The following is a 26,237-nucleotide window of genomic DNA, read 5'->3' as shown; positions in this document are numbered from 1 at the left end:
GAGCACCGAAAAACTAACGTTAATTTACATGGAACTAATTAGCTGTATTTAGAAAAGACGATTCCAATTCACTTGCTGAATTTTGGAGTCGTCTTTTTTTCATTGGGATGAGCGAAGCTTTACGCCACCGCTTTAGCTTTGGAGGAACTGAATGGGACAGCTGTAATTTTTTATCGAAATATGGACGATCTTTTCCTTTATATAGTATATTATAGTAGAAGATTGACGCAATTTAATAGTATATATGTGAAATATAAGTTAAATGCCATAATAATTGTTAAAAAAGATTGAGTATTCTTAATAATCATCTAACATTCGATCGGAAACAGGTGGTAAAGGATGCATAAAGTATTAGTCATTGAAGACGATAGTATGGTCGGCGAAATGTCCATGATGTATTTGTCCGAAGAAGGCTATATGGTGCGCAGAGCCGTAAATGGCAAGGAAGGGCTTCAGCAATTGTCTGAATTTGCTCCGGATATTGTCATTATGGATATTGTGCTCCCTGACATCAATGGAAAAGACCTGTGCAAAGAGTTCCGTAAAACTTCGCATGTACCGATCCTTGCAGTCTCGATGAAAACGGAGGTTCTCGACAGAATCGATGCTTTAACTGCCGGGGCGGACGACTACTTATGCAAGCCATTCAGCATGCGGGAGCTTACAGCTAGGGTAGCTGCAATGATTCGCCGGACAGAAATGAACAGTCCTGAGTCAATGTTAAAGCCAAATCCGGTCTCAGTTCCAGTTCTGCTGCAAGGTGAAGGCAATGATCCGGTTACATTGGATTATGATCGCAGATCCATTTTTGTGAATCATACGTTTGTAGAAACGACTTATTCGGAATTTGAGCTAATGAAGCTTTTGGTTAACAACAAGGAGAAGGTTTTTACCCGGGATCAATTGATTAATACACTTCGTGGAATTGATTCTTTTGTGAATGATCGATCTATCGATGTACATATTGCCAACCTCCGTAAAAAAATAGAGAAAGACCCGAAGGAGCCCAAGTTAATCAAAACAGTTTGGGGCATAGGGTACAAGTACGTAACTAACTCTTAAGGAATGCTCCTTAAGAGTTTTTATTTGCAGAAGCGATGGGGGGACGATAGATGAGGGAGTTGTCGCTGCGTTTTAAAATGATGGTTGTCGTTGTATTGATTTCCGGAGGGGCCCTGTTTGTTGTAGGAATTAGCAATTACAGCTCCGCCAAGCAGCGGATAATGGATTCACTGAAGGAAACTGCAAACGAGAAGGTACAGTTATCCTCATATAATTTGTCAGCGTGGATAAGGAACCGAATGGCGGAAGTGGAGATCATGAGCCGGTCAGAGCAGGTGCGATTCGGAACCGATGCGGAGAGGATTGATTATTTCGGCAAGGAAGTGGAGCGTTCCAAGGGAGAGTATAAAAGAATAGGGTTCGCCGATTTAAAAGGGGACATGGACATAAGCTTGGGAGGAAAGGTTAACTTCCATTCTGAGGATATATTCACGAGAGTGATGAAGGGGGAGAGCATTGTCTCTGATCCTTTTGTCGAGAAAGCAGCCAATCAACGTCTGATCACACTGCAAGTGCCTGTATTTAATGAAAAAAATAACATCATCGGACTTGTCCATGCAGAAATTTTATTGGATAAGGCTTTCAAGAAGCTGATTAATCATCATGCAGGTAATATGGGCAAAATCATGCTGTCCACGGCAGACGGGACGGTATTCTATTTAAGTGAAGTCTCAGAAGCAGATTCTATTAATAAGGAAGCGATAGGGTCGATTTTAGCAGAGATTGTGACTAAGCCGTTGGAGTCCAGGCATGGTTTCCGGGACTTGTCTGAGAGGAAAAATCCTCTGCTGCTCTTTTTCTCAGCTGTAGAAGATACGGCTTGGTATGTAGTGCTGCAGGTTCCGACGGATGAAATGGAAAAACCGCTTCACTCATTATTTTGGAAAACGGTGCTCTCCATTGCCGCTACAGAGGTGATTATGATATGGCTTCTAACGGTAGTTTATAACCGACAAATTGTCAGGGTAAAGGAAATTTTATCCGTTACAGAAACAGTGGCCGAAGGAAATTTCAATCTGTCTCCTATTCCAATCAGTAATAATGATGAAATAGGAGCTTTGGCACAATCTGTTAATGTTATGATGGACCATTTGAGGACCTTGTTTGAGCGATTGGATACGATTATAAATCATAATGATTTTTTAATGATCGCCTTGGATGCGGATTATAAGATTACTTATTTTAGTAAAACAGCCGAGAACATGCTGGGATATACGGCGGATGAAGTGCTGAACAAGGAGACACCGCTGCTGTATATCGCTCCAGAAGAAATAACTGAGGAGGCCGAGAGACTATCCAAGCTGCTGGGACGCACCGTAACTCCAGACGTGGCGGTATTCCATGAGCTCAGGCTGCTTGAATTTTCATATGACCGGGAATGGACCTTTGTTCACAAAGACGGCAATCGATTTCCCGTGACCCATAATTCGAATGGCTTGAGTGATGGTGAGGGCAACTTCTTGGGCGTTGTAGCAATTGCAAGGGATATTACCGAGCAAAAGAGAGTTCGTCAGGAGCTTATCCAAGCGAAGCTGGAGGCTGACGAAGCGAATCTGGCCAAAAGCAGGTTTCTTGCAGGGATGAGCCATGAGATACGCACTCCCCTTAATGGGATTATCGGACTAACCCAGCTGATGCAGAAAACAGATATGACAGAGGTTCAGAAGGATTACTCTTCTAAAGTGTTGTATTCATCCCAAGCTCTCCTAAGAATTATTAATGACATATTGGATTTCTCAAAGGTAGAAGCAGGCAAAATGGAGCTCGAGAAGATCACGTTCCATCCTGAGGAGCTGATGGACAAACTATCCGGCGTATTGGGCGTTTTTCTTGGCGGTAAAGAGCAGTTTGAGCTGATGATCGAAATGGACGACAGCTTACCGGATGAGCTAATAGGAGACCCGCTTCGTCTGGAACAGGTGCTGCTCAACTTATGCAATAATGCGGTGAAGTTTACGGAAAAGGGCTTCGTTAAAGTAAAAGTGGATGTGGTTAAGAAAAAGGGTACTTCTGTAAATGTTCATTTTAGCGTGGAAGATACGGGGATCGGCATTTCTGCGGAGCAGATGGACAGCTTGTTCAAGCCGTTTACTCAAGCTGACGGTTCAACCAGCCGTAAATATGGCGGAACTGGCTTAGGATTAGTTATAGCAAGCAGGCTAATAAAGTTAATGGATAGTAACCTTGAGGTTCGCAGTGAGCTGGGTCAAGGCAGCGTATTCAGCTTTACCGTTCCCATGATGCTACCTGCTGGAGCCAAGCCAAACGATTGGAAATCGAAAATACACAAAGCTGGATTGCGAGTTATGGTCGTAGAGGATCATCCACTTATGCAGGAGCATATAAGTGCGATGCTGCGTTCCTTTTCCTACGAGCCTGTTATATTCTCAACATGGAAGGAAGCCTTTGCTGAGCTTGGGCAGCATACCTCTGGCAAGCCGTATGACTTGGCATTAATGGATATGGAAATGCCGGATATGTACGGTCTTGAAACATGGGCTGCTTTCAAACGAGAAGCGGATGCTGCGGGTATCATAACGTTAGCACATACAACGGCCTATGGGCGGGACGAAATGTTAAGCGTGCCCATGGAGTACAGGTCGGACGGTATTGTTGTTAAGCCCCTGAGCCGATCGGGCTTCTTTCAAACAATTGAAGCTGCATTAGGCCGCAGGGGTCATTCAGCCATCCAACCGTTCGTTCTGAAGCGTGGGTCGCAGATGAGGCAGGGAAATGGAAGGATGAAGCGGATTCTGTTGGCCGAGGATAATGAAATCAATCAGCAGGTGGCTATGGAGCTGCTTGCTCAGAGCGGCTACTCCGTTGATGTGGCGCGAACAGGCTATGAGGTGCTGGACAAGCTTCATTCCGAGGACTGGGATCTTATCCTCATGGATATTTTTATGCCTGAGCTGGACGGAGTTGAGACCACTCGAAGGATTCGCAGTGGAGACCGTTTAGAGCAAATACCTATTATTGCGTTAACCGCTAATGCTATTTCAAGTGATCATGAAAAGTACCGGACAGCGGGGATGAATGATATCATCACGAAACCGATAGAGCTGCATATGCTGGATTCGGTTATTCAAAAGTGGTTAAATGATGCGGCTGCTTCCTCAGAGGAAGATTGGACTTACAGTCCATCAGCAGCAGGTGTTGGCCTAATTGAGCTGTTATCGGGAAATGAGAATATCAATGTGTCGAAAGCGTTGTTTCAGCTGCTTGGAAAGGAACAAATATTACTCAAAATGTTCTCGATCTTTCTTCGCGATTATGTAGGATACACGGAACGGATAAGAGAGGCTTTGAGTGAGGGACGTCTTCAGGAAGCCCAGCGTTTCGCGCATACGCTCAAAGGTGCCGCCGGAAGCCTTTCGGCTGATCCTCTTTATAAGGCGGCGGCTAAGCTGGAAGAAACTCTTAAAGTAGCATGTATCTCAGGTAATAATAACGTTGAATTGGAGGAGGCTATGAAGGAGCTCGAGCTCTGCTTGGACCGATTAATCACAACATTGCAGGCAATATCCTAATATTTTCCTGATATATTTAGGAAAATTAACGTTTATTACTTATCTTATCTAAATGTTACTAAACAGTTTCCTGCCATAATGAAGATAACAATTCCGCTCCGTGATGTACCCAATGCTTAAGCTTGATTCGACCATCATAGGTAAAGGGGACGCTAATCGGACAAGTTTAAGTGGGGGGTTAGCATCATTATTAATTTGCTGGAAACAGGCTTGTACATGCTGGATTACACGCTGCTGGTTGGACTTTTCCTGATTGTAGAGTATCGGCTTAAACGGCAACAAAATGTGTGGGAATGGATAAAAGTTCATATAGTGACGTTTGTTTTCCTGGGGCTCACCGGAATGGTTCTTAGTCTCCTGCTATTTCAAACGGAAGTCAGAACTTCAATGGATCATGAATCTATTTTAATATTGGCAGCCAGTTTGTTCATTGTTTTTGTGATGTTCGAACATTTGCTAGCTCCTGACCATTCATCAGAAGAAGATAATAAGTCAGCGCTTTTCGTTGTACCACCAATGGAATTGTATTCTCCGAGAAGGGAGAATATCGAAGAGGCGCTGCTGACCGCATTGGAACGAAAGCAATTTACATTGTATTATCAAGCACAATATGATGCAGCCACTCGACAAATACTTGGTTTTGAAGCGTTGCTGAGATGGGAGCATCCCGAGCTGGGAACCGTATCACCGGCGGAATTTATACCTGTTGCTGAAAGCAGCGGCCTGATTGTGGGGATAGGAGAATGGGTGCTTCGCGAAGCCTGCCGTAAAAATAAGGAACTGCAAGCGAGAGGCTTCACAGGATCGGTTATGTCGGTTAACATTTCCGCTTTGCAGCTGCGTAATGTCCAATTTGCCCGTAGTGTCCGCAGTATTCTAAGGGATACTCGTCTTGAAGGAAAGTATCTGGAAGTAGAGCTTACGGAGAGCGCACTTATCCAAAGCTTGGATACATCGGCTTCCATCCTCAATGAGCTGCGAGACATGGGAATTCGAATTGCTCTTGATGATTTTGGTACCGGCTATTCCTCGCTCAGTTATTTGAAGCAGCTGCCGATTCACAACGTAAAGATTGACCGTTCTTTTGTGCAAAATTTATGCAATGAGCCCAAAGGAAAAGTGATAGTCGAATCTATCGTTGCTATGGTTCATAAGCTCGGTCTTGGGGTGGTGGCAGAAGGGATAGAAACGGAGGAGCAATTGGATTGTGTTCGCAGCATTGGCTGCGAATCCGTTCAAGGTTACTTGTTAGGCAAACCACTGCCAGAAGCGGATTTGTGCTATGTAATTCCGTCGTTCCGCAGTGGAACAGGCGCAATTTAATAAAGCCTGAAGAGTCGCATCGCGAACCTTCAGGCTTTTGCTTTATACGAATTCCTGGGGATATATACCTCGATGAGGCATTGTAAAACTTTTGTGGCAAGTTTCCGCAGGAGTTTTTTTGTGTGTGGACAAACGAAGACGATTCCAACAGCAATCGAAATCGATACCTAATTCCTTCATAAAGCATAGGCATATATTCAGATTGTTCTTTTCACCAAAGGTGAGGTATCTAATGTAAAGGTCATTGCAGAGCCCTATATGAGCCTATCCGTGCACTGGTCATCAGCCAATTTTCCGCTAATCGTGGTATTCGTCCACTTGAGGGTAGTAGCGAGCGCATATTATAGCAGCATGGCATTTGTACAGTAAGGCGAATTCCTTAGGGAAAGGGGATATACAATGAAAGGCGTTATATTGGCTGGCGGAACAGGAACAAGATTGCGTCCTCTAACTAATATTATCAATAAACATTTACTGCCAGTAGGGAAGTACCCGATGATTCATTATGCGATTGAAAAAATGGCTGAGGCCGGTATCAAAGAGCTGCTGCTCGTTACAGGAAAGCATTCTGCAGGTTTATATACCGAATACGTGGGAAGCGGTCGGGAGTGGGGAGTCGAGGTTAGCTACAAAATTCAGGAGGAAGCGGGAGGTATTGCTCAAGCCTTAGCTTTGGCGGAGGAGTTTGTTCGTCCGGATGAGAAGCTGCTCGTTATTCTTGGAGATAATTTGTTCGAGGACTCTCTACAAGAAGCAGTTGTTGAATTTAGCGAGATGAACAGTGGTGCGCATGTCTTCTTGAAGCATGTGATGGATCCTCATCGTTATGGGGTTCCAGTGCTGAAGGGCAACCGAATAGAACGAATAATAGAAAAGCCTAAGGTACCTCCATCTGATTATGCAGTGACAGGTATCTATTTATATGATAACCGAGTATTTGATATGATCCGGACGCTCCAACCATCGGAACGAGGCGAATTGGAAATTACGGATGTGAATAATGTTTATGCCGAGCAAGGGTTGTTGACCTACAGTATGTTTACAGGCTGGTGGATGGATGCGGGAACGCATCAGGCATTGGCGGAAGCCGGCGCCAAGCTGCTGGAGAGTGAGAAGCTATGACTGGGAGAACGCTGCTCGTCACAGGTGGTATGGGATTTATTGGAAGTAATTTTGTTCATTATTGGCTGGCTCATCATTCGAAGGATCGTATTGTGAATCTGGATGCTCTAACCTATGCAGGGAATCCGGATAATACGGCGAGCTTGGAGCACTTGCCCAACTACCGTCTTGTTCAAGGGGATATTGCTGATGTGCAGTGTGTACAGCGTGTATTTCAAGAAGAAGCCATTGATATTGTGGTTCATTTTGCAGCTGAATCTCATGTTGATCGAAGCATCGCAGATCCTCAGCTGTTTGTTCGCACCAATGTGCTTGGAACACAAAGCCTGCTTGAGGAAGCACGAAGACAAGGCGTTTCGAAGTTCGTTCATGTATCTACCGATGAAGTATATGGGACGTTGGGCAAGGAGGGACTATTCACTGAGTCTACGCCGCTTGCTCCAAACAGTCCTTATTCGGCTAGTAAGGCAGGATCCGATTTGCTCGCGAGAGCCTACTATGAGACGTATTCTCTGCCTGTTGTTATTACCCGCTGCTCCAACAATTACGGCCCTTATCAATTTCCCGAAAAGCTAATTCCTACTATTATTACGCGTGCGCTTCAGAATCAGCGGATTCCTGTCTATGGAGACGGATTAAATATACGTGATTGGCTCTATGTTGAGGATCATTGTTCAGCGATTGAGTGTGTCATTCAATCGGGTACACCTGGGCATGTTTACAATATTGGCGGAGGCAACGAACGGACCAATCTGGAAATTGTCAGAACTATTCTTGCGGAGATTGGGAAGCCGGAATCACTCATTGAGTTCGTGGCCGATCGGTTAGGACATGATCTTCGGTATGCGATAGACGCTGGCAAGCTGCAGCATGAGCTCGGTTGGAGGCCGCGCTATAAGCTTGAGCAAGGCCTAAAGCTTACTGTTGCCTGGTACCTTGAGCATGAAGCTTGGTGGCGCAAGCTTCTGCCGCAAGCTGCTTCCAATAAAGTGCTGAATGCAGCAGCCGATGAAGGAGATGTCTTATGAATATCCTCATCACAGGTGCTGGAGGTCAATTGGGACGTGATCTCATCAGGGTGCTGAGCAAAAAGCATAAGCTGATAGCCAAAACCCGGAAAGAGCTTGACATTACTAACGAACAATCTGTGAGAGAGGCCGTTCTTAAGTGCCGCCCTGACGTAATAGTTCATGCGGCTGCTTATACTCAAGTGGATTTGGCCGAAAGCCGGATGGAGGAGGCCTACATGGTCAACTCCTTCGGCTCGCGAAACATTGCATTAATGGCCAATGAAATGGGTGCCAAGCTTGTTTATGTAAGCACTGATTATGTGTTTGACGGCACTAAGGGGGCTGCTTACAATGAGCTGGATCGTACGAATCCGATTAGTGTTTATGGACATTCCAAGCTTCATGGGGAAAAATTTGTTCAGTTAATATGCGACAAGTACTTTATCGTTAGGACCTCTTGGCTGTATGGCAAATACGGCAGCAATTTCGTTACGAAGGTGCTTGCCAACGCTCAGCAGCACAGCGAGCTGTCCATGGTGGCTGATCAATTCGGTTCGCCGACATATACGTATGATCTCGCTCGGTTCATCGAGCAAGTGATAGAGAGCGAGAGATATGGCATTTATCATGCCTCCAATCGAGGCATGTGCTCCCGATATGAGTTTGCTGAGGAAATTCTTCGAATTGCTGGGCACAGTGCAGTACGGCTTAATCCAGTAACTGCAGACAGCTTTCCGCTGCCTGCTGCCAGACCGGTGAGATCAGATTTCGATGACAAGGCAATTCGTTATAATGGGTTCCCGAGACTCAGAATGTGGAGGGATGCCTTACAAAGCTTTATTTTGGAGGATCTGAACATCGATTCCGAAAGAATTCAAACAGATGAAATAATGAATGAAACCGATAAGGAGGAGCTCGGTAATGGGTAGTATTCATGGAGTAGTAAAAAAACCTCTTGTTAAGCATTCTGATGACAGAGGGTATTTTATGGAGGTTTTGCGTAAGGATGATGCCATATATGGGAGCTTTGGGCAAGCATCGCTATCCATGTCCTTTCCAGGTGTAATCAAAGCCTTTCATTATCACCAACTGCAGGATGATATTTGGTTTTTTCCAAGCGGACACGCGCAGGTTGTACTCCATGATATGCGCAAGGATTCCCCTACCTTCCGAAAAACAGAAGCTCATTATATGGGGGAAGACAATTCGTATTTACTGTTTATTCCTCGGGGAGTGGCTCATGGATATCGGGTGCTGGGCTTAAAGCCGGTGACGATCGTCTACTTTACCAATATGGCTTACGATGCCAGTCAGCCTGATGAATATCGGTTAGCTTACGATGATCCAGAGATCGGCTTTGATTGGTCAACGAAGTTCCGATGATAAATCACGGTGAACGATAAGGGGGGATTCAATTGCGGCCTGTCAAAAATCGAGGGGCGGCGACTGGCAGAGCCGCCGGTTTAATAGACGGTAGGAGTCAGGGCCTGGAGCACGGTTACCATCTCGGACGCTGTGAAGCGGTTCGCGCGATAGTTCCGCCTGCACCCATAACTTTAAGACAATTAAGGGTGCTCTATATTCCACAAGGATTTCCGGCGATAGACCAGGGTGTGATCAAAGCACTTGGGTCTTTGGTAAGCGAACTGGTTGTTGGTACGCCACCCGAGATGCTGACAGCAGCAGCACAGATGCGTCCCGATCTTGTGCTGGTGTTAAATGGTCTTCATGTATTTCCGGAAAATCATCTTCAGCAAATTGACACCATTCGTGCAATGGGTATTCGTACAGCCATTTGGTTTGCGGATGATCCGTACTTTACGGATGACACGATCCGTATAGCGCAGCATTATGATGTGGTTTTGACTCATGAGCAAAGCTGTGTGCAGCTGTATAAGGAGAATGGCTGCGCCAATGTCGCCTATTTACCTTTGGCGGCGGACACGGATGTGTTCAGGCCTCAGCAGGTAGGTCTGAACTACAGATCGGATGTGTGTTTTATTGGTATGGCGTTCTGGAACCGCGTCGCTGTGTTTGATCGTATTGCTCCATATTTATCCGGTAAAAAGGTAGTTATAGCAGGTGGACTATGGAATCGTATGAAAAACTACAAGCTGCTGCGCCATTCTATTCGAGAAGGCTGGACACCCGTCGAGGAAACTGCTAAATATTACAGCGGGGCCAAAATTGTGATCAATTTACATCGGGGTCATGTACAAGAAATAGACAATAGAAACAGTCGCTCGGTTCCGGGTCAATCTATCAATCCCCGGACTTATGAAATGGCTGGTTGTGGTTCGATGCAGCTTACGGATATTAGGGATGATTTAGCAAGACTCTACACACCGGGTCGAGAAATTGCGGTTTATAGATCACCCGAGGAGCTGATGGGCCAAATCGAATATTATTTAAGCCATGATCAAGAACGGAGAGCTATTGCTTACAACGGATTGAAGCGAACCTTGCAGCAGCATACTTATGTGAGACGGGTAGAACATTTGCTGCAGCTCTTGGGTTACTAAGCCGGATGATGTTGTTATCAATGAACTAGAATAGGAGGAGCAGCATGATTAAGAAAACTGCGCGCAGCCGCGCACGTGTTAGACAACAGCCCCGTAAATGGAGCAAAGGTTGGACGGATGGATACAAATTGGGCAGCGGCTACGGATACCACCACGGACGGTGCGAGGCAATAATGCGAGATTCAGCACCATCTCCTTTGGGATGGTGGAATGTGCGGGTTCTGTATATTACTTCCGGTAAAGGTTTCCCTTACTCGCCCCTCGATCAATCCATCATAGAAGCCTTCCAAGGCTTGGTTCGGGAGCTTGTTATCTTAACGCCGACTCAGGATTTCGTAAGTGCAGCCAAGCAGCTGCGTCCTGACTATGTGCTTGTTCTGGAAGGCTTGAACCTGCCGGTTGAACAGATTGATCTCATTCGTGCCGAAGGCATCCGAACCGCCATTTGGTTTACAGATGATCCTTATTATACGGATATGACAGTCAATCTTGCTTCCCATTACGATTACGTATATACGCTTGAATTGGAGTGTGTGTCTCTATACCAGAAGAATGGCTGCTCTCAGGTGCATTACTTACCCTTCGGAGCGAACTTATCGTTGTTTCGTCCCAAGTTAATCCCGATACATTATCGCAAAGATGTGAGCTTCATTGGTTCAGCCTATTGGAACCGGGTTTCGATATTCGATCAAATAGCCCCTTATTTGGCAACGAAAAACACTTACATTTCGGGTATCTGGTGGGATAGACTAAGCCATTACAATATGCTGACTCCCCATATAGATTTGAACAAGTGGATGGGGGCGGAGGAAACCGCCTGCTACTATAATGGTACGAAAATTGTAATAAATCTTCATCGTGCAACGGATGATGCAACCTTTAACTACAATAGCCGCTTGGTCGGCGCCGTATCGCCCAATCCTCGTACGTTTGAAATAGCGGCCTGCGGTACTTTGCAGCTGACTGATGTACGCAGCGACTTAGCACGTTTCTACACGCCAGGTGTCGATATTGTTACTTATAGCTCTGCCGAAGAGCTTAAGCATAAGATTGAGCACTATTTGCGCCATGAAGATGAGCGTCGGGAGATTGCTCTTAATGCACTGAAGAGAACGATGGAGGAGCATACGTATGCACATCGTGTCGCTCAAATGCTAAGGATTGTGTTTGGATAAAATGGGTATATGCCCTGTGCACCTGCCCTGCTTGCCGCATATTCTATAGGGATGCTAGCGGATAAACAAGGGTTGGCCCTTGAAGCAATCAAGGCTGACTCTGTTTATTTATACAAGCAGCTTTCCCTTGGAAAGCAGTGAGGAGGCTCGGGGATGGCCCGACTTAAAAGGATCCGGAAGATGCGGCCGGTGGCAAAGGCAGGTAGGCGTAAAAAGATACCGGGATCGCGGCTTCGTCCGCTTTCCCGGCGCAAACGCGTAGGCAAGGCTGCAAGAAAAGGTTTGTTATTGCAGCGGCGGAGAAGAAGACGTGCTGGCGGTCTGCCGCGAAGCAGAGGCGTAAAAGGGCAAGGCTTCACGATGGCCTATAATAAGGCGTTTGATCAAGCGTACAACGAAGGCTTCAGTGCAGGATTTGCAAAGGGACTTCAGGAAGGCCCATAGGAGAAAGAGTCGAACGCTATTAAGATCCGCTTAGCTATCAGCTAACATGGGTCTTTTTTAAATGTGTTGGGGTGAGCGAAGCTTACCCCTTATTTTAATTTCAGCACATCTTTAGAAATTCTTAAGAACTTTCCCCCTTAAATCCTTAGATATTTAGGATAACATAGTGACTATCGAAGGAAGATATGAGGGAGTGACTAAGGGATGCTGCTTAATATGATAGAGAAATCAATCGGCTTGGACAGATGGCTTTTTTTAAAGAAATTTTTTCAGAATCCACGTGATATAGGAAGCATCATTCCCAGCTCTACAAGTCTTACCCAAAAAATGCTGGAGCCTGTCAGGTGGGGTGAAATTAATAGCTTAGTGGAGTTGGGTGCGGGTACCGGAGTTTTTACCGAAGCAATTCATGCAAGCAAGCGACCGGATTGTAAGGTTGTCATATTTGAAAAGGATGATGAAATGCGCGGCCAGCTTCAAAGTCAATATAGTGAATTTAATTTTTGCAAAAATGCTGTGGAGCTTAAGAAGAATCTATCGGATTTAGGGATAGACAAGGTAGACTGTATTATTTCTGGCCTGCCATTTGCCAACTTCACACAATCGGATCGAAGCCAAATTATTAGCCAAATCAAAGAAACCTTGCACGAAGATGGGGTTTTCGTAACGTTTCAATATTCTCTGCAAATGAAAAAGATGCTTCAAGAGGAGTTTGCTCACATGAGGATCTATCTGGTTCCATGGAATGTGCCTTCTGCTTTTGTATATGTGTGCAGGTTAAAAACTACATTTGTGAAGCACAGCTAATGCCAAGCGAAGCTTTGCCCAAGCCCAATTCATCAGAAGCATACGGGTCTAGCTTTTTAATGAAAATTTTGGGAGGGGTCTCCAATGTCTATTAACCATCTGATAGAGTATATTCAGCATTTCGGCTATTTTGCTCTGTTTTTTGCTCTGTGGCTAGGGATCGTTGGGATGCCTATACCCGATGAGGTTGTTGTAATGGCAGGCGGTATGGTCGGGTCTTTTCAGCTCCTCCACCCAGTTCCAGCGTTTATTGTTACGTATTTAGGTGTTGTGTCCGGCTTATCCTTAGGTTATGTTTTGGGTAGGATCATGGGGCCTCCTGTTCTGGAGAGGTTGCATCCGAATATAAGTTCTGGTTGTTGAGTGTTGATTAAAAATATGCCAAAAAAGAAGGTGTATACGGATTGAGCAAGGTTGTGCTAGTCATTGATGATGAGCCGGAAATCAGGGATATCATTCATATTTTTCTGAAAAATGACGGGCTTCAAGTACTTGAGGCGGAGGATGGAGTCCGAGGGCTTGAGATTTTGCAAAAGGAGCCTATAGATCTGGTTATTCTTGACGTAATGATGCCCGGACTTGATGGTATTCAGACCTGTCTTAAAATTAGAGAAGGTCTGGACATTCCGATTATTATGCTTTCTGCAAAAAGTGAGGATATGGATAAAATATTAGGATTAACGACCGGGGCTGACGACTACTTGTCCAAGCCGTTTAATCCATTGGAGCTGGTTGCCCGCGTAAAATCACAATTTCGCAGAAGCAAAATGACAGCCGTTCCTGATAAAGAAAAAGAAATTGTCATTGACGATTTAGTCATACACATATCCCGCCATCAAGTTACGCATTGTGGTAAAGAGATTAGCTTAACACCTATAGAGTTTGGGATTTTAGAGCTGCTTGCAACCTACCGGGGGCAAGTTTTTAGCGTCGAGAAAATATATGAATCCATTTGGAAGGACCCCATCATGCAATCCGATAATACGGTGATGGTACATGTGCGCAATCTTCGTGAAAAGCTAAAGGATAATCCCCGCGAGCCTAAATATATAAAAACGGTTTGGGGAGTAGGTTACAAGATTGAATAAATTCAAAATATGGCAGCATTCCCTTCGCATTAAAATATTAGTTACCTTTTTATCCTGCATTATTATGACAGGCCTACTTCAATCAGGTATAGATTTTGTGACGCGGGACTTTAGAAAAGTGTCTTATACCCATTATGAATCTGGCAAAAATTTGATAAACGGAAAGCGGGCTCTCATAGAAACAGAGTTGAAAATTACTCATGATCCGAGCCAAGTGACGGCTCTGTTAAATAAGCATAGCGAGCAGGACCGGTTAAGCCTGTATTTGACGGAACTGGACGGTACGGTTGTATTTCATTCGGATGGGATACAGAAAAGCAGAATCGATTTATTTCAAATATTTTATGAGCAAAAGGAAATCAGCGCAAACCCTGAACCGGGAAGCCTGTATACGTCTATCATGCCTGTGAAATACAACGGTCAGAAGCTGTTTCTAGTCGTTTCAGGGCCGTTGGAAGCGGAGACGGGATACACTTATGAGGATTCTAAAATTTTGAATTTGATTCTTTTTTTCGGATTGTTTACGCTTACCTTTTACTTATTCACCGCAAGAAAAATGAAGCAATTTCAGCTGCTGAACAACGGTGTAGAGAAAATAGCCCAAGGCAAGCTTTCCGTTCGTCTGCCTGTGAATAGCGGGGATGAGTTAGGGACGTTAACCAGAAACATCAATGAAATGGCAGGGCAGCTTGAAGAGAAGATGGAGAAGGAAAGGCTGGCGGAGAAAACCAAGATTGAGCTTATAACTAATATTTCTCATGATCTAAGAACTCCATTGACTAGTATTATCGGTTATCTAATGCTGCTCCAAGCGAACATTCGCAAGGACGATTCTACCAGTCCTTATGTGCAAAGCGCTCTTAACAAATCCAATCAGTTAAAGAAGTTAATTGATGATTTATTTGAATATACCCGCCTGACAAGCAAGCAAGTGTTTCTGGAAAAGCAGCCGGTCGATATGGTAAGTATGTTAAAACAAATGATTATCGAATTTAGTCCACTTGCCGAATCCTATGACATTCATATTGAAAGTGATCTTCCCGAACAAAAAATCATGCTGCATGTGGATGCGAGGACATTCGTCAGGGCCGTTGATAATCTGCTGATGAACGCACTCAAATTCAGTGTAAAACCTGGCGTTATCCGCGTTGATCTTCACAAGGACGTATCGGGGGTTGTACTAAGTGTGGCCAATGAAGGTACGGGTATTACGAAAGAACAGGAAGAACGTTTATTCGAGCGTTTCTATAAGGGCGACGAGTCCAGGAATGGACATATGATGCCGTCCGGCTCCGGGTTGGGATTATCTATCGCACAGAGCATTGTCCAATTGCACGGAGGAGAAATATGGCTGCAACGGACGGACCATTACTATCAATTTTTTATCAGGATTCCTTATGATTCCAGTAAGGGCGATGATCGTACGGACAGCAATTGAAAGAATAATGGAGAAAGATAAATTGAAGCACATACAGCAGAGATAGCCGATCAAGCAAGGGGTCAAGTATGTATGTTTGACTTGTATGGAAGTGGGAGAAATACCGCTTAATGTGGTTCGTGACTTCGATATAGGATGGACGACGGGGATCCTGAGGTGCCGCCGCAGTTTAGGTGCGAAGCCTGTGATGGAAAGATGTACCCGGAGTACTACCAAGGGGTACATGGCTATGAATACCGCCTGACCGATAGGTTAGGAGCAGCAAAGAAAGAGGTAGCAGAAGGCAGTAAGTAGAACCGTAAGAGGGAACGGGTGTGGGATGGAGGAGCGATAGCGTCCGCCTTTGAAGTTCGGGTTCCTACCGCTATAAAACATAAATTCAAAGGAACACGACTTCAACAGCGGCCGGAATCCCATACCCGATTCCCTCCCAACGCACAAACGTAGATTGTACACCAAGGACGCCGCAAGGCGTTTTTCTTAACTAAATTGTACGAATGATCAGGGGGTAAATGTCGTGTCGGTATAGTTGTCTACCTACATATATTGTTACTACTAGGAGGTGAATCCGCCAATCTACTTATAGAGGCAGGCGGTAAAGTGATGAGCAAACCTACACTGATGCTGTTTTCTCATGTTTGCGGCAGCAGCTTCCTTACAGGAGCTGAGAAATATGTATTGACGCTGGCCATTGAGGCAAGTGAGCATTTTGATTGCACGCTTGTCGTGCCACAGCGTGGGATTCTGCTGACAGAAGCGGCACAAAGAGGCATTCGAACCCTAATACACGACATACCGTTAGTGTGGTCTATGCATGATCCCGAGGCTGATTTATCGACCCAGATGGAGCGGAAAATTAAAAACCACGAGCATGGCGGAGTTATAAATCTGCTTCATGCCCATCAGCCGGATATTGTTCTCGTCAATAGCTGTGTCAATCCTATGCCCGCCATTGCAGCCAAAACCTTAGGGATACCGGTTGTATGGTGCATCGCAGAAAAAATAGCCCAACACACCCACACCCTTCTTTCGCTTGAACTGATTAACCGCTATTCGGATTGGATTATCGGCATGTCTGACGCATCGCTTCGTCCTTTTCGGAAGGCAGGTCTCGATAAGAAGCTCCGTCTGGTCCCGCCGACCTGGCATATGGAGCATCTCGAGCCGGAAGCATGGCCAATCTATCGGGAGAGCATGCGCAGTGATATGCATATTGAAGAAGGCAGCCGGGTCATCGGTTATATTTCATCGAGCTTGCGTCCGGAGAAAGGGATAGATCATTTCGTTCAGATGGCGTTATCCATATGTGATACTGTAGCGGACGCTCATTTCTTAATCGTGGGGAATTCTACTGACTCTTATTACTCGACGCACTGTCAACGTTTAATTGACCAGTCGGGTCATGCTTACCGGTTTCACCGCGCCCATTTCCAATCGCGAATTGAGCGGGTTTACGCGGCGATGGACCTCGTTGTCATTCCTAGTCTTGTTGATGAGGGATTTGGGATGACGGCGCTTGAAGGGCTTGTATTTGGCAAAGGTGTGATCGCCTACCGCTCCGGAGGGCTTGAGGAAATATTACGCTCGACCGGCAATGCGGCTTGGCTTGTAGAAAAAGGAGATACAGCTCAATTAATTGCAAAAGTTAAAGAGTGGCTGCAAGACGACAATCACAGGATAAAGGCGTTTAACAACCACCTGCCAGCAGCGGAAGCTGTATTTGGCCTTGAAACTCATCGCTCTCGTTTGCAGCGCTTGCTTACTCAGATGAAAGAGAAAATTTCGGCTGCCGCAGAAGACAACAAGAGCCGCATGCTGCCGCCATTGCTAATGAATGCCGTTTATAAAGGTAAAGCTACATCTACTGTATTTTTACTTGAAAATGGGATGAAAAGGCCGTTTGCTTCCAAAAGGGCATTCAGCTTTTACAAATATCGCTGGTCGGATGTCAATTTGGTTTCAGATGCGGTACTGCATCGCTTCCCTACAGGCAAGTCAATCTCAACGGAGCTGCCTTTTCACGAGCATCGCCCCTCCATCATGATGGTCAAAGGAAGGGGGCCAACTGTGTATTTGCTTGTTGGTGAACAACGATGCCCCTTTTCCTCTATGGCTGCTATGAGACAGCGTGGCCTCGACCCAGATAGAATCGTTAGGGTTCCTGATGCTGAGCTGAGGATGCTTGATATCGGTGAACCGCTTCGACAGCTGCACAAAGACATACATCCAAAGCGGCCAATTAAGAAGAAAAGGAAGCTGCTGCGGGGGAGGCTGGGCAGTAGATGCGTTGCCGCACGAAGGCGGAGGAAATGCCGATGTGTGCCCAAATGTAAGCGGCGCAGATCAACGGTGTGCAGAAAGCGGCCAACCAGCCGTAAGGGCAAGGTCAGGAAGATGCATCGCAAGGGTAAACGGACTGGCGGCATAAGGGGCAAGCGGGTTTCTAGGCGAAGCAGAGGAACAGGGAAGCGGCGTAAAGTGGCTTGAGTTAAGGAATGAATTTTCAGCAGCATAAAAAGGCAACCGTAAGTCGGGTGAGGTAATCGATAAAATTAATGGCTGCACTTGAACCTGGGCAGCTTTTAGTGTAAAGTGATTAAAAACATTTGAATAACATTAGCTATGACCAAGGATACAGGTACATTCACATCGCCCCAGAGAGGAGACCCGCAGGCTGAGAGGTTTCCCGAAACGTGATGATAACTCCCCCCTTGCAGCTGCAGTGGTGAACATTTGAGTATCCACTTCCGGTATATTCCGTTATCGAAATGAAGAACTGCCGTTTTTTGCTGTGACGGTCAGTTGAATTTGGGTGGTACCACGAGCGCATTCGTCCCTTACGAATGGGCTTTTTTGCGTTTTTTACATGCTTGCAGCGGCAAGCTTTTCTACAAAACTTTTAGGAGGTCTATGAATTATGCGTCAACAAACATTATTGCTCCCTACTTTAAGAGAGGCTCCTGCAGAAGCGGAGGCAATGAGCCATCAGCTGATGATAAGAGGGGGTTACATTCGGCAGGTAGCTGCGGGGATTTATACCTATTTGCCATTAGGCTTGCGTGTGCTCAAGAAGCTGGAACGAATAGTTCGCCATGAGATGGATCGAGCCGGGGGGCAGGAACTGCTTATGCCTGCTATGCAGCCTGCTGAGCTCTGGCAGCAATCCGGCAGGTATTCAGAATATGGGCCGGAGTTAATTCGGTTCAAAGACCGCCATGACAGGGAGTTTGCACTTGGACCGACCCATGAAGAGGTAGTCACTACATTGATTGCAAATGAAATTAATTCGTACAGGAAGCTGCCGCTTACTTTATACCAGATTCAAACTAAATTCCGCGACGAACGGCGTCCGCGATTTGGGCTTCTGAGGGGCAGAGAATTTTTAATGAAGGATGCTTATTCATTTGATATGGATTGGGAAGGTTTGGACCGTACTTATTGGAGGATGCACGAGGCTTATAGCCGGATTTTCACGGAATGCGGATTACATTACAAGGCGGTTGTTGCGGATGCGGGAACAATCGGAGGCGACGGCGGTACTCATGAATTTATGGCGCTTGCCGAGATTGGAGAGGACACAATAGTTAGCTGCTCACTTTGCAGCTATGCCGCTAATCTTGAGAAAGCAGAAGGTAGAGCAGTTGAAGGTCAAGAGATTAATTCGGTCGACCGATCAGCATCCCCTTCTACATCCAAATTGGAAAAATTTCATACACCCGACATCAAAACGATCGAACAGCTGGTGAAGGCTCTAGTAGAACCGGCTTCGCAATTTATTAAAACACTTCTATTTATGACTGCAGAAGGAAGTCCGGTTGTCGTACTGGTACGGGGTGATCATGAGGTTAATGAGATCAAAGTGAAAAATCATTTGGGCTGCGGTGAGCTGCAGCTTGCTGACGCTGAGACCACATTGAGGATAACAGGGACTCCTGCGGGATTCGTAGGGCCCATCGGGCTTCCGGCGGGCATCCCTATTTTAGTGGATCAGCAGGTCAGCGTTCTATCAGGGGCTGTAGCCGGGGCGAATGAGCAAGATTATCACCTTCGGCATGTTCAACCGGGTATTGATTTTTCTCTTGAGCGGACTGGTGATTTCCGCAATGTGACAGAAGGCGAGCCATGTTCGTGCTGTGAAGGCTCTCTCGTGTTCAACCGGGGAATTGAGGTCGGGCATATATTTAAACTCGGCACCAAGTACAGTGAGAAGCTGGGAGCGAAGTTTCTGGATTCCAACGGACGCAATCAAACGATGATTATGGGATGTTATGGGATTGGCATTTCCAGATTGTTGTCCGCTGTCGTTGAGCAGCATCATAGTGAAGCAGGGCTGTTGTGGCCGCAATCTATCGCACCTTATCAGGTTCACATTATTCCTGTTTCCAGTAAAAGCGAAGAGCAGATGAAGCTAGCCGAGGCGATATATGAGCAGCTGCTTCAACAACGGATTGAGGTTCTACTTGATGACCGTAACGAAAGAATCGGGGTGAAACTAAAAGATTCCGATTTCATTGGATGTCCCGTGCGAATTGTTATTGGCAAAGAGGCTGGGAACGAATTTGTTGAATACAAGGAGCGTAATGATGCGGAACCGCGCCTGATATCCGTTGAAGAAGCAATAAAGCTTGTTAGTCCACTTAAGCAGTGAGAGGGTGTAAACGTCTTTTTATTATCCAAGCTGGAGCCTTTTTCTCCTCCCTTATGCTATAGCCCTTGCCCTTGTGACAGATGCACATAAAATAATATGGGAATGCTTCTTACCCCAATGCAAGCGATGGGAGTTGAGTCTACGGATGCGTCCAACACGCAAGAATCATTCTGCGGGCATGCGGGCAATCCGATCCAAAGTGTCCGTCATCATACCGATCATGAATGAAAGCAGAACGCTAAGAGCAGTAATCCGCGAAGTAAAAAAGCTGCAGCCGAACATTGAGATCATCCTGGTTGTCAATGGTTCGACGGATGGTTCAGCGGCTATAGCTCGTGCGTCCGGTGCACGCGTCATCTTCTTTGATCAGCCGTTGGGCCATGATGTGGGTCGAAGCGTTGGGGCTCGTTATGCAAGTGGGGACATCTTATTGTTTCTCGATGGTGATATGGTTTTGTCTGCTGCACAGCTGCTTCCTTTTCTCAGAGCAGTGGAGCGTGGAGCCGATATCGCATTAAATCGATATAACGGTCCGGTGAACAAGCATAATGTACATCCGGTGGTGCTGGCGAAGCATGCGCTGAATGTTGCATTAAGACGCGCTGATTTGAGAGGGGCTTCTATGACGACCATTCCGCACGCGATGAGCCGCAGGGCGCTGGCAGCTATTGGAGCCGAAAATTTGGCTGTTCCGCCGAAGGCGCAGACCATAGCGATCCAACAGCGTTTAAGAGTAGAGGCCGTGCATCTGGTTCAGGTAGGTCTGAAAAATCCGATACGGCGTACAGGGAGAAAAGGCGGGGACCCGCTGGGCAGGTTAATTGTGGGTGACCATTTGGAAGCGATATGCTGGTATACTCAGGCAACGAATGAGCGCGGTTGGTACTCAGATCTGTTAAGAAATCGCAGTATGGTGAGGTGATCAAACTTGCAGCGTAAAAATTTGCTGGTGATGCGAAAGCGTCCCGCTGGTCCGCGAACCGGCATTAGCTCTAAACCGAAGCGCAAGAGGTTCGTAAGACTGAAAGCAGCGGGGGCTAGGGGCCGCGGTAAAGCAACAGGGTTCAGGAAGCGCCGTGTCCGCGGCTTGACAAGACGGCCTCTCGCTGCCGGCTCCGTTCGAATCTCCTCAGCCGCTTTTCAAGCGGGCTTCCGCGCCGGGCTAGCGGATGCAGCCCATCTATCAATCGAGCATGAAGGCTACCAGAAAAAAGCGCTGAACCGCCATTGGGTGCAGCGCGCCCGCTCTATGCGTTGGATCGGACCGCCGTGGAGAAGGTACATGGATGCATCCAAAGGCTATGTTAGAGGCTTTTTTCGAGGGAAAAAGCAGCATGCCCACGACTGGCTTATGCTGCCGACAACACAATCGGTAGCAGCAATTGTTACCGTAATGAATGAGGAGCGCACGATTGGAAGTATCATGGATCAGCTGAATCGGCTGCCTTTTGACGAAGTGTTCGTCATTGTTAATGGTTCAGTGGATCAAAGCTTCCATAGAGCGAGAGGACGATCTCATGCTGTCATATTGTCTTATCCTGAACCGCTAGGCCATGATGTAGGCCGGGCATTGGGAGCCAAGCTGGCGCAATCAGACATTTTGTTGTTTTTGGATGGAGATATTTTGCTGTCGGCGGAAGCTATGATTCCTTTTATCGGGGGAATTGAATGCGGATTGGATGTGGCTCTTAACAACATCACTCCTTACATGAGGGTGTTCGCCAACCGTGACTCTGTAACGTATATTAAGCAATTTTTGAATGCCTCGTTAGGGAGGCCCGATCTTGAAGCGAATTCGATGACAGCGGTACCTCATGCTCTTTCTCGAAAAGCGGTGACAGCGCTTGGGGTATCCAGTCTAATGGTGCCGCCAAAGGCGCAGGCTCTGGCCGTACATCATGGTCTGCGTATCGGCATCTCCGGAAGCGTTGATGTTATTAGCAGCAATAAGCGTCGTACCAATAATACAGGAAAAGGCAATCGTGTAGCCGATCTGATCATTGGCGATCATTTGGAAGCACTGAAGCTGGCGGGAGAGCTCGCTGGTAATCGGTTAGCTTTCGTAGACTCATTAAGGAATCGCGCCAAAGCTGGAGGTGAGGCCTGATGCAGATGACCAGTATCATCATTCCTAACTACAACGGCCTCCATTGGCTGAAACGCTGCATAGAATCCATTCGCCAGCATACCCATGTGCCGCATGAAATTATTGTTGTAGACAACGGCTCCAAGGACGGGTCGCTTGAATTTTGTCTGTCTCACCGGGTTAAGCTGGTTTCGCTGCCATTCAACCGAGGTTTTCCGATGGCCTGCAATATTGGGCTTCGTGCGGCGAGTGGGGATGCGCTGCTGCTGCTGAATAACGATACGCTTATGACTCCGAGAGGGTTGGAAAATATGCTGCGTTGCTTATACAGCGGTGAAGATGTGGGGATCGTTGGTCCAATGAGCAACTTTGCAAGCGGCAAGCAGCAAATAACGGAGCCATTCACCAGTGTAGATGACATGGCGGCGAGGATGAATCAGCCGGACAGCGCCAAATGGTTGGAGGTTGGACGTATAGTTGGTTTATGCTTCCTTATTCGCAGAGAGCTGGTAAATCGAATTGGGCTGCTGGATGAACGGTTTTCACCAGGGCATTATGAGGACGATGATTACTGTCATCGAGCCAAGCAGGCTGGTTACCGGATGCTTATTGCGGGAGATTCTTTCATATACCATCATGGCAGCGTAAGCTTCCAAAAGGAAAATGAACAATCGGTTATGCAGTTAATTAGGCATAATCGTCAGCAGTTTATTGATAAATGGGGCGTAGAGCCTCTGCAATCTGTTTAACGTTGTACACACCAAGGTTGATGGGGCGGCTTATTGCAGCAACTTTTTTGAGTAAAGTTCCCTTGTCTCTAGGCGCTTGCCTTGGTCCGCCCCGGGCGCCGCCGCATATGTTATGGGAGTAGCAAGAAGTGGAAGTTAAGGTCGGGTGCTTATGAAATAAGCATCGCATTCGCCAGACACTATATTCTTGCGATGTAAGTTTTTGCTGCTTACGCAAAAGCTCTTAGGAGGGTCAACCATGCAGAGGCAAGTGACGAATATCATCAAGCATATGGCGGATTCGCAACAGGAAATGGCCAAAATATTGGAGGCCAAACGGCATATTGCCGTCCGCATGGCACAGATCGTACATGATATCCCAGAACTAAATCCATCCTTCGATGATATTGATATGCTGACGGAAAACTCAATGAATGTGTCCAAAAATATCGCGGCCTATCTGAGCAGCCTGGCTGATTTGGAGGATGCGTTGGCAGATAATTTGGCTTTTGTCATGAAGGAAGTTGATATTCCGGATGGGGAAGAATAGCAGCGTATTTTTGGATGGAAAAGAGGGTTAGTCATGAGCAGAACCGATTCGTACCATAAAATGCTGCAAGCAGCAGCGGATTTTCAATCGAACATAGCGTTAATTCTTGAAGCCAAATCTGTGGAGGCAGCCCGTTCCTGTCAATGGATTTGCCAGCATCTGACCTCGGACCATTTTGAAAGCCATAGTGACCAGATTAAAAAAACCATCGAAATTCATGAGCAGATGCTTGAGGTCATTGACGGCATGACGAAGATGGAATTGGCCTTGGCCAAAAACCTGCAGGTGCTGCTCGGACAGAGTGAAGATTCCGATAATAGCGGTGGTGGAGGTACCGAGGGCGGTTCGGGTGATTTGGGCGATATGTTCTCATTCGGGGGAGACAGCAAATGAACTGGCATGAGGAGGAGAATCGGACCAAGCTTCATATTCTAAATTCATTGGCGCGGAGCCAGCGGGCGCTGGCCCGGATTATTGAAAGTATGGCGGATATGGCTGAACGTTCCGCCTCCTCTGGGACAGCAGCGGATAAGCTGGTCGAACAGCTGGAAGCGATAAGTCGTTATCAACGCCAATTAACTGAGAAAATATCGGGCATCCGCATCCGCAAGTTCCGACCAGGCGTACCTGGTGAACCGTGGCTTAGCCGCAAATTGCGGCGGCCTTCGTAAAAATCGTGAGCGTCAAGAAGCGTTGGCAGGGAACGTTTCTTTTTTTGCTGCGGATATATTTTTTCTGTAGCATGGGCATGCTGTGGTGAATACGCTATAATATAGTGTTTTGCCTATCCTAGCGAGGAAATGGAGGATGCAGCATGAGTACACAATTGCTCTCCGAACAAGTGGGTTACCCTCTCGCCGCTAAGCTGCAGTACCGTGATGTAAGGAAGTTTCTGGAGCAAATTGAATGGAGCGTCAATCATACGGCGACACTTATCCGTTCTTATGCATTGTTGGTCAAATTAGCACCTGATGAAGATCAGGCCGATGAAGTGAAAGCGATGATGCAGCAGGAAAAACAGCAATTCACTTTATTGGAAACGTTATACCGGGAGCTTTTGGGTGGGGAGCCTTCAGTGCAGCCACTGCCCCAAACTTTTACAACCTATAAGGATGGCCTGCGGCAAACCGTGAGCTTGGAGCGTGCAGCTATTCGGCATTACCGCGATACTTATTTATTGACACCGAGTCTTAGGGTTCGGGATTTATTTTTTTATGCGCTTAGCGATGGGACGGATCATATGGTTGGGCTTATGATGCTTCAGCAGTGTGGGGAATAGCTTAGCTTAGGTGAGATAGATATGCCTGTTCAAAAAGTGGCTGAATGATTGAATGATGCTATATTTCGTTATTGCAAAAACAGACAGTCTTCGGGTATAATCGACTAATAAAGGTAAATTATGGAATGAGTATATGGTAATTTCATATTCATAGGACGGAAGCACCGCCATTCAGAGGGTTTTAAACCTATGTTTGGGGTGCTTTTTTTATTATGAATTTTGGGGTTCACTGACCTATAAAGGAGCGAAATTGTTATGAAAAAAATCTTTTTGTCCATTACCGCGGCTCTGTCATTCTTGGTTGCAAGTCAAGCCTACGGTGCGCCAAACTTTAGTGATATTAATAGCCATTGGGCAAAGGAGAGCATAACAACAGCCGTTTCAAAAGGATATGTAGATGGGTATCCCGATGGTACCTTCAAGCCAGACGCGAATGTGACCCGGGCTGAATTTATTAAGTTAGCGGTAGATGCTATGGGATATAAAAAATCAACATCCCCATCCGGAAGCTCTGCATGGTACGGCCCGTTTCTGGATGCAGCTATTGCTAATGGATTGAGCGAGAAGGATGAGTTTGCGGATTTTGATGGCGCTATTACGAGAAGAGAAATGTCACGTATTGCCGTTCGCGGTACTGGACAAGCCAATTATGATCCTTTGAAATGGATGTACTTGGCGACAAGCAAGGGGATTATTAACGGACTGGACAATCAAGGTACGCTTGGGGAGGATCAGCCGACTACGAGGGCGCAGGCGATTACGGTTATTGAACGGATGCTGAAGTTAAAGGCAGGAGAGAAGCTGCCAACGGATAAGTACGCGACTTCTGCAGCTGAGATTGTCTGGCATAAGACGAATATTTTTACGATGATGCCTCAGTTTTTTGATATCAATAAACAATTTCCAGCAAATCCTTGGAAAGCGGATAATTTATTCGTGCAAACGGCCGATGGCAACTATCGTGGGGAATTGGATGGACTTGTTGCGATTGATTTGGGGGACTCAAATGATCCGAACATGGGTTTGTTGCCCGATATGGGTACCTTGAGTTGGCACAATCTCGTGCCAAATACAAAAGGTTATCCGGTAAAAGATTACAGGGACAGCTATGGTTTATATTTTCAGGGACGAACTTTATATAACAATGACGAATCGATATATGTAAAAGGAGGCAGCTTAAATTTCTCAATGTCTGGAATCCAAACTCCAGACCGTCAAGCATTTGTTAAAGGAGATCTAAATCAACCTGGTTCCATTTTTATTAGTCAGCTTGGTGATGTTCCAGCCTTAATTATCCCCAAATCAGGTTATAAATTAGGTGGTGAAATTACAATCTCATTACTGGCACCCGTCTATGGGGGGAATAATGTTTCACGGAAATATGTGGTAAGAGTTGCTACCGATCCAACTGATTAAGGGGAGTGG

The 26,237-nt window shown here is 46.3% G+C and carries 23 protein-coding genes and 1 pseudogene; all 24 read left to right on the top strand.

Going from position 1 to position 26,237, the window contains the following annotated elements; genetic code table 11:
* Positions 1 to 339: 339 nt before the first annotated feature.
* On the top strand, positions 340 to 1,062 hold the full coding sequence (locus NV381_RS00690; protein ID WP_258211326.1) for a response regulator transcription factor: 723 nt from the start codon (positions 340 to 342) through the stop codon (positions 1,060 to 1,062).
* A gap of 50 nt (positions 1,063 to 1,112) precedes the next feature.
* Positions 1,113 to 4,592, top strand: coding sequence for a response regulator (locus tag NV381_RS00685; protein WP_258211325.1), 3,480 nt, complete (start codon positions 1,113 to 1,115; stop codon positions 4,590 to 4,592).
* 216 nt (positions 4,593 to 4,808) lie between these two features.
* Positions 4,809 to 5,915: a putative bifunctional diguanylate cyclase/phosphodiesterase gene (locus NV381_RS00680; RefSeq protein ID WP_258211324.1), complete on the top strand. Its 1,107-nt coding sequence runs from the start codon at positions 4,809 to 4,811 to the stop codon at positions 5,913 to 5,915.
* A 399-nt stretch (positions 5,916 to 6,314) separates the two neighbouring features.
* Positions 6,315 to 7,037 carry a sugar phosphate nucleotidyltransferase gene (locus tag NV381_RS00675; RefSeq protein WP_258211323.1) on the top strand — a complete coding sequence of 241 codons (723 nt, stop codon included), beginning with the start codon at positions 6,315 to 6,317 and terminating at the stop codon, positions 7,035 to 7,037.
* Positions 7,034 to 8,065 (top strand): dTDP-glucose 4,6-dehydratase, encoded by a 1,032-nt coding sequence (rfbB, locus tag NV381_RS00670; RefSeq protein WP_258211322.1) that lies wholly within the window; start codon positions 7,034 to 7,036, stop codon positions 8,063 to 8,065. The genes NV381_RS00675 and rfbB overlap by 4 nt, the downstream gene beginning before the upstream one ends.
* Positions 8,062 to 8,976 (top strand): dTDP-4-dehydrorhamnose reductase, encoded by a 915-nt coding sequence (gene rfbD, locus NV381_RS00665; protein ID WP_258211321.1) that lies wholly within the window; start codon positions 8,062 to 8,064, stop codon positions 8,974 to 8,976. The genes rfbB and rfbD overlap by 4 nt, the downstream gene beginning before the upstream one ends.
* The gene (locus NV381_RS00660) at positions 8,969 to 9,430 is read left to right on the top strand and encodes a dTDP-4-dehydrorhamnose 3,5-epimerase family protein (protein WP_258211320.1); all 462 of its coding nucleotides are present in this window, start codon (positions 8,969 to 8,971) and stop codon (positions 9,428 to 9,430) included. The genes rfbD and NV381_RS00660 overlap by 8 nt, the downstream gene beginning before the upstream one ends.
* Positions 9,431 to 9,462: 32 nt before the next feature.
* Positions 9,463 to 10,569 carry a CgeB family protein gene (locus NV381_RS00655; RefSeq protein WP_258211319.1) on the top strand — a complete coding sequence of 369 codons (1,107 nt, stop codon included), beginning with the start codon at positions 9,463 to 9,465 and terminating at the stop codon, positions 10,567 to 10,569.
* Positions 10,570 to 10,613: 44 nt separating this feature from the next.
* Positions 10,614 to 11,744 (top strand): CgeB family protein, encoded by a 1,131-nt coding sequence (locus NV381_RS00650; protein ID WP_258211318.1) that lies wholly within the window; start codon positions 10,614 to 10,616, stop codon positions 11,742 to 11,744.
* Positions 11,745 to 11,897: 153 nt separating this feature from the next.
* A complete protein-coding gene (locus tag NV381_RS00645) occupies positions 11,898 to 12,188 on the top strand; it encodes a hypothetical protein (protein WP_258211317.1) in 291 nt (96 codons plus the stop codon).
* Between the two features lie 204 nt (positions 12,189 to 12,392).
* A complete protein-coding gene (locus NV381_RS00640) occupies positions 12,393 to 12,995 on the top strand; it encodes a class I SAM-dependent methyltransferase (RefSeq protein WP_258211316.1) in 603 nt (200 codons plus the stop codon).
* 84 nt (positions 12,996 to 13,079) lie between these two features.
* Positions 13,080 to 13,331: pseudogene (locus NV381_RS00635) on the top strand (DedA family protein); the annotation flags it as partial.
* Between the two features lie 68 nt (positions 13,332 to 13,399).
* Positions 13,400 to 14,083, top strand: a complete 684-nt coding sequence (locus NV381_RS00630) for a response regulator transcription factor (RefSeq protein ID WP_258211315.1) — start codon at positions 13,400 to 13,402, stop codon at positions 14,081 to 14,083.
* Complete coding sequence (locus NV381_RS00625) at positions 14,076 to 15,521, top strand: HAMP domain-containing sensor histidine kinase (RefSeq protein WP_258211314.1); 1,446 nt, start codon at positions 14,076 to 14,078, stop codon at positions 15,519 to 15,521. The genes NV381_RS00630 and NV381_RS00625 overlap by 8 nt, the downstream gene beginning before the upstream one ends.
* Before the next feature lie 603 nt (positions 15,522 to 16,124).
* Positions 16,125 to 18,008, top strand: coding sequence for a glycosyltransferase family 4 protein (locus tag NV381_RS00620; protein ID WP_258211313.1), 1,884 nt, complete (start codon positions 16,125 to 16,127; stop codon positions 18,006 to 18,008).
* Between the two features lie 430 nt (positions 18,009 to 18,438).
* Positions 18,439 to 20,169, top strand: coding sequence for a proline--tRNA ligase (locus NV381_RS00615; protein ID WP_258211312.1), 1,731 nt, complete (start codon positions 18,439 to 18,441; stop codon positions 20,167 to 20,169).
* A 145-nt stretch (positions 20,170 to 20,314) separates the two neighbouring features.
* Positions 20,315 to 21,091 (top strand): glycosyltransferase family 2 protein, encoded by a 777-nt coding sequence (locus tag NV381_RS00610; RefSeq protein WP_258211311.1) that lies wholly within the window; start codon positions 20,315 to 20,317, stop codon positions 21,089 to 21,091.
* Positions 21,092 to 21,097: 6 nt separating this feature from the next.
* Positions 21,098 to 22,276 carry a glycosyltransferase family 2 protein gene (locus tag NV381_RS00605; RefSeq protein ID WP_258211310.1) on the top strand — a complete coding sequence of 393 codons (1,179 nt, stop codon included), beginning with the start codon at positions 21,098 to 21,100 and terminating at the stop codon, positions 22,274 to 22,276.
* A complete protein-coding gene (locus tag NV381_RS00600; RefSeq protein WP_258211309.1) occupies positions 22,276 to 23,004 on the top strand; it encodes a glycosyltransferase family 2 protein in 729 nt (242 codons plus the stop codon). Before NV381_RS00605 ends, NV381_RS00600 begins: the two co-directional genes overlap by 1 nt.
* Before the next feature lie 238 nt (positions 23,005 to 23,242).
* A complete protein-coding gene (locus tag NV381_RS00595) occupies positions 23,243 to 23,533 on the top strand; it encodes a nucleoside-diphosphate sugar epimerase (protein ID WP_258211308.1) in 291 nt (96 codons plus the stop codon).
* A gap of 33 nt (positions 23,534 to 23,566) precedes the next feature.
* Positions 23,567 to 23,926, top strand: a complete 360-nt coding sequence (locus NV381_RS00590) for a hypothetical protein (RefSeq protein ID WP_258211307.1) — start codon at positions 23,567 to 23,569, stop codon at positions 23,924 to 23,926.
* The gene (locus tag NV381_RS00585) at positions 23,923 to 24,204 is read left to right on the top strand and encodes a hypothetical protein (protein WP_258211306.1); all 282 of its coding nucleotides are present in this window, start codon (positions 23,923 to 23,925) and stop codon (positions 24,202 to 24,204) included. The genes NV381_RS00590 and NV381_RS00585 overlap by 4 nt, the downstream gene beginning before the upstream one ends.
* A 143-nt stretch (positions 24,205 to 24,347) precedes the next feature.
* Positions 24,348 to 24,812: a ferritin-like domain-containing protein gene (locus NV381_RS00580; RefSeq protein WP_258211305.1), complete on the top strand. Its 465-nt coding sequence runs from the start codon at positions 24,348 to 24,350 to the stop codon at positions 24,810 to 24,812.
* A 255-nt stretch (positions 24,813 to 25,067) separates the two neighbouring features.
* On the top strand, positions 25,068 to 26,228 hold the full coding sequence (locus NV381_RS00575) for an S-layer homology domain-containing protein (RefSeq protein WP_258211304.1): 1,161 nt from the start codon (positions 25,068 to 25,070) through the stop codon (positions 26,226 to 26,228).
* Positions 26,229 to 26,237: the final 9 nt, after the last annotated feature.

Origin of the sequence: Paenibacillus radicis (ex Xue et al. 2023) (genome assembly GCF_024722015.1) — a bacterium.
Taxonomy (GTDB): Bacteria; Bacillota; Bacilli; order Paenibacillales; family NBRC-103111; genus Paenibacillus_S.
The sequence above is the reverse complement of the archived record's forward strand: the minus strand, read 5'-3'. Positions and strand labels throughout refer to the sequence as shown.

Coding starts and splice junctions, on each gene's coding strand:
- NV381_RS00690 (WP_258211326.1), top strand. CDS start 340: ATGCATAAAGTATTAGTCATTGAAGACGATAGTATGGTCGGCGAAATG.
- NV381_RS00685 (WP_258211325.1), top strand. CDS start 1,113: ATGAGGGAGTTGTCGCTGCGTTTTAAAATGATGGTTGTCGTTGTATTG.
- NV381_RS00680 (WP_258211324.1), top strand. CDS start 4,809: ATGCTGGATTACACGCTGCTGGTTGGACTTTTCCTGATTGTAGAGTAT.
- NV381_RS00675 (WP_258211323.1), top strand. CDS start 6,315: ATGAAAGGCGTTATATTGGCTGGCGGAACAGGAACAAGATTGCGTCCT.
- rfbB (WP_258211322.1), top strand. CDS start 7,034: ATGACTGGGAGAACGCTGCTCGTCACAGGTGGTATGGGATTTATTGGA.
- rfbD (WP_258211321.1), top strand. CDS start 8,062: ATGAATATCCTCATCACAGGTGCTGGAGGTCAATTGGGACGTGATCTC.
- NV381_RS00660 (WP_258211320.1), top strand. CDS start 8,969: ATGGGTAGTATTCATGGAGTAGTAAAAAAACCTCTTGTTAAGCATTCT.
- NV381_RS00650 (WP_258211318.1), top strand. CDS start 10,614: ATGATTAAGAAAACTGCGCGCAGCCGCGCACGTGTTAGACAACAGCCC.
- NV381_RS00645 (WP_258211317.1), top strand. CDS start 11,898: ATGGCCCGACTTAAAAGGATCCGGAAGATGCGGCCGGTGGCAAAGGCA.
- NV381_RS00640 (WP_258211316.1), top strand. CDS start 12,393: ATGCTGCTTAATATGATAGAGAAATCAATCGGCTTGGACAGATGGCTT.
- NV381_RS00620 (WP_258211313.1), top strand. CDS start 16,125: ATGAGCAAACCTACACTGATGCTGTTTTCTCATGTTTGCGGCAGCAGC.
- NV381_RS00615 (WP_258211312.1), top strand. CDS start 18,439: ATGCGTCAACAAACATTATTGCTCCCTACTTTAAGAGAGGCTCCTGCA.
- NV381_RS00610 (WP_258211311.1), top strand. CDS start 20,315: ATGCGTCCAACACGCAAGAATCATTCTGCGGGCATGCGGGCAATCCGA.
- NV381_RS00600 (WP_258211309.1), top strand. CDS start 22,276: ATGCAGATGACCAGTATCATCATTCCTAACTACAACGGCCTCCATTGG.
- NV381_RS00595 (WP_258211308.1), top strand. CDS start 23,243: ATGCAGAGGCAAGTGACGAATATCATCAAGCATATGGCGGATTCGCAA.
- NV381_RS00590 (WP_258211307.1), top strand. CDS start 23,567: ATGAGCAGAACCGATTCGTACCATAAAATGCTGCAAGCAGCAGCGGAT.
- NV381_RS00585 (WP_258211306.1), top strand. CDS start 23,923: ATGAACTGGCATGAGGAGGAGAATCGGACCAAGCTTCATATTCTAAAT.
- NV381_RS00580 (WP_258211305.1), top strand. CDS start 24,348: ATGAGTACACAATTGCTCTCCGAACAAGTGGGTTACCCTCTCGCCGCT.
- NV381_RS00575 (WP_258211304.1), top strand. CDS start 25,068: ATGAAAAAAATCTTTTTGTCCATTACCGCGGCTCTGTCATTCTTGGTT.